The organism is Methylobacterium variabile (assembly GCF_001043975.1).
Taxonomy (GTDB): Bacteria; Pseudomonadota; Alphaproteobacteria; order Rhizobiales; family Beijerinckiaceae; genus Methylobacterium; species Methylobacterium variabile.
Genome location: NZ_LABY01000283.1, coordinates 1 through 3,152 on the forward strand (window position 1 = coordinate 1; position 3,152 = coordinate 3,152).

3 protein-coding genes are annotated in these 3,152 nt (G+C 70.9%); 2 read left to right on the forward strand and 1 reads right to left on the reverse strand.

Going from position 1 to position 3,152, the window contains the following annotated elements; translation table 11 throughout:
- Window positions 1-115: 115 nt before the first annotated feature.
- The gene (ppk2, locus tag VQ02_RS30910; RefSeq protein WP_048448092.1) at window positions 116-1,036 is read left to right on the forward strand and encodes a polyphosphate kinase 2; all 921 of its coding nucleotides are present in this window, start codon (window positions 116-118) and stop codon (window positions 1,034-1,036) included.
- Between the two features lie 7 nt (window positions 1,037-1,043).
- Window positions 1,044-2,528: a carbohydrate porin gene (locus VQ02_RS30915; RefSeq protein WP_048448091.1), complete on the forward strand. Its 1,485-nt coding sequence runs from the start codon at window positions 1,044-1,046 to the stop codon at window positions 2,526-2,528.
- Between the two features lie 81 nt (window positions 2,529-2,609).
- Here the strand turns inward: VQ02_RS30915 and VQ02_RS37715 are convergent, their stop codons facing one another.
- Window positions 2,610-2,834 (reverse strand): hypothetical protein, encoded by a 225-nt coding sequence (locus VQ02_RS37715; protein WP_157080884.1) that lies wholly within the window; start codon window positions 2,832-2,834, stop codon window positions 2,610-2,612.
- Between the last annotated feature and the right edge of the window lie 318 nt (window positions 2,835-3,152).

Here is a 3,152-nt window from a genome sequence, read left to right on the forward strand (position 1 = left end):
GCGCACGGTCCGCGCGGACCGGGTGCGACGCTGCGGAAACCGCGGCGCGTTTCTCCGTAGTGTCACGGGACGCCCTTAGGCTTCCGCCCGAACGGACGGAATGGGACCCACGACCATGAGCGAGCTGCGGAGCGCCTCCGACGCCGACGCCATCGAGGCGCTGCGGCGCGAGATCGCGGAGGCGTTCGACGAGGAGCTGGAGCTGGAGATCGAGGAGGAGCGCCTCGCGCGGCTCGTGCCGCCGCGCGAGGATGCGGCGCCCGGGCTCGACCGCAAGCTCTACTTCCGCGAGCTCCTGCGCCTCCAGCACGAGCTCGTGCGGCTCCAGGACTGGGTCCACACCAACAAGCTCAAGGTCGTGGTGCTGTTCGAGGGCCGCGACTCCGCCGGCAAGGGCGGCGTCATCAAGCGCATCACCCAGCGCCTGAACCCCCGTGTCTGCCGCGTCGCCGCCCTGCCCGCCCCGAGCGAGCGCGAGCGCGGCCAGTGGTACTTCCAGCGCTACGTCAGCCACCTGCCGACCGGCGGCGAGATCGTGCTGTTCGACCGCTCGTGGTACAACCGGGCCGGCGTCGAGCGCGTCATGGGCTTCTGCTCCGAGGCCGACGTGGAGGAGTTCTTCCGCTCGGTGCCGGAGTTCGAGCGCATGCTGGTGCGCTCAGGGATCATCCTGGTGAAGTACTGGTTCTCGATCACCGACGCGGAGCAGGCCCACCGCTTCGAGATGCGCATCCGCGATCCCCTCAAGCAGTGGAAGCTCAGCCCGATGGACGTCGAGTCCCGCCGGCGCTGGGAGAGCTACACCCGGGCCAAGGAGGACATGCTGGCCCGCACCCACATCCCCGAGGCGCCGTGGTGGGTGGTCGACGCGGTCGACAAGCCGCGCGCGCGCCTCAACTGCATCAGCCACCTCCTGGAGCTGGTGCCCTACGGCACGGTCGAGCGCCCGCCCGTCCACCTGCCCGAGCGGGTGCGCAACCCCGACTACGTGCGCGGGCCGATCCCGGCCGAGATGTACGTGCCGGCCCGGTACTGACGACCGGATGGGCGGGGGCCTGCGCGCGGCGGCGCTCGCCGTCCTCATCGTCGCGCCGGGCGGGGCCGCCGCACAGCAGGCACAGGCTCCGCCGGTCCCCGTCCTGCCGATCATGGCCCGCCCGCCGCCGACCGGCGCCGGCGGCGACCCGCAGACCGCCATCGCCCAGTCGCAGACCTCCGACCAGGTCTCGCTGACCATCGGCAGCTCGATCCAGTCGGCGCTCGGCCCCTACGGCGACCCGTTCGGCGTCCGCGCCTTCCTGGCCGAGCGCGGCATCACCTACACCATCACCTACATCGGCGAGGGGCTCGCCAACCTGCGCGGGGGCTTGCGGCGCGGCGCGACCTATGGCGGGCGCCTCGACACCTCCCTCGACGTCGACCTCGAGAAGCTCGCGGGCTGGACCGGCGCGCGCTTCCACACCGACTTCTTCCAGATCCACGGCCACGGGCTGTCGCGGTCCTACGTCAACAACCTGACGACGGTCAGCGGCATCGAGGCCCTGCCGGCGACGCGGCTGTTCGAGCTCTGGCTCGAGCAGCGCTTCTTCGGCGACCAGCTCTCGATCAAGGTCGGCCAGGTCTCGGCCGACACCGAGTTCGCCATCGCCCAGTCCGCCGTGGTGTTCTTCAATGCCGGCTTCGGCTGGCCGAATGTCGGCGCCGTGGTGCTGCCGAGCGGCGGGCCGATCTATCCGCTGGCCACCCCGGCCGTGCGGGTGAAGTACGTGCCCGAGGAGCGCCTGTCGTTCCAGGGCGCCATCTTCAACGGCGACCCGGCCGGGACGCGCCGGGGCGACGACACCGACCCGCAGCGGATCAACCGCACCGGCACCAGCTTCCGGCTCAGCGACCCGCCCCTGCTGATCGGCGAGGTCGCCTACGCCTACACGCTCAACCTGTGGGGCGAGAGCCTGCACGGCACCGCGACCCTCGGCGGCTGGCAGCATCTCGGCGGCTTCGACAGCCCGCGCCTCGACAGCGTCGCCGGCCGGTTCCTGGCCGACCCGGAAGCGAGCGGCATCGCCCGGCGCTTCCGCGGCGACCGCGGCGTCTACGGCATCATCGACCAGACGCTCTACCGCGAGCCCGGCACCGAGGACGAAGGCGCCAGCGCCTTCCTGCGGATGTCGAAGGTGCCGGGCGACCGCAACCTGATCGATCTCTACGTCGATGGCGGCATCGCCTACAAAGGCCTGCTGCCCGGCCGCCCCAACGACACCGCCGCGCTGGGTGTGATCTACTCGCGCATCAGCCCGGCGGCCCGGGCCTTCGACCGCGACACTCTCCGGTTCGGCCAGGGCACCAACCCGATCCGCAGCAGCGAGGTCGTCATCGAGGCGACCTACCAGGCCGAGGTGCTGCCCGGCTTCACCCTGCAGCCCGACCTGCAATTCGTCATGCGCCCCGGCGGCGGCCTCGCCGACGACAACGGGCGGCGACTGAAGAACGCCACCGTGATGGGGCTGCGGGCGACGATCAACTATTAGGACCGGCTCGACTCCGTCGACCGTGACGTCCCGGCCGAGGAGCCGGGCGCGGCCTTCGGGGAGCGCGAGCCGGAGCCTTGCTCACTCCCATTCGCCGTTGTGGGGATCGGCGAGGAAGCGGTCGAGCCGGCGTTGCTTGACCCTGACCTTGCGAACGCAAATCCGGTCGTTGCCTTCGGCGACCATGCGTCCGTTGCCTCCAGGGTGGCGGCCGAGGAAGCCGACGCGAACCATTCTGTCGGGAAACCAGCGGCAGGAGCCGCGGCTGTTCCGCCACGGCCGGCGCGGCGGAGCGATCGTCTGCATGGCAGGACCCTTGTGCGAGCGGTTCAGCAGCCGCGGCAACACGCGAGGCCAGCGGCCTTCGCGGGATCTCCCGGCGACGATCACCCGGCCGACTGGTCCACATGGCGCGGACATTCTTCTCGCACCTCCGCTTCCCGCAGCCGGATCCACTCCGACGTGTCGTTCTATAAAAAGAACAAACTCGTTGACTTGACGAACGCTTCCGAGCACCCTCGGGAGGTCGAAGGCGGCTTCGGTCGCCGCCCTCTTCGTCGCGACCGAGGCTCCCGTCATCGGGCAGCAGACGGATTGAGCCCGCCCCGCCCTCGGTGCGCAGGC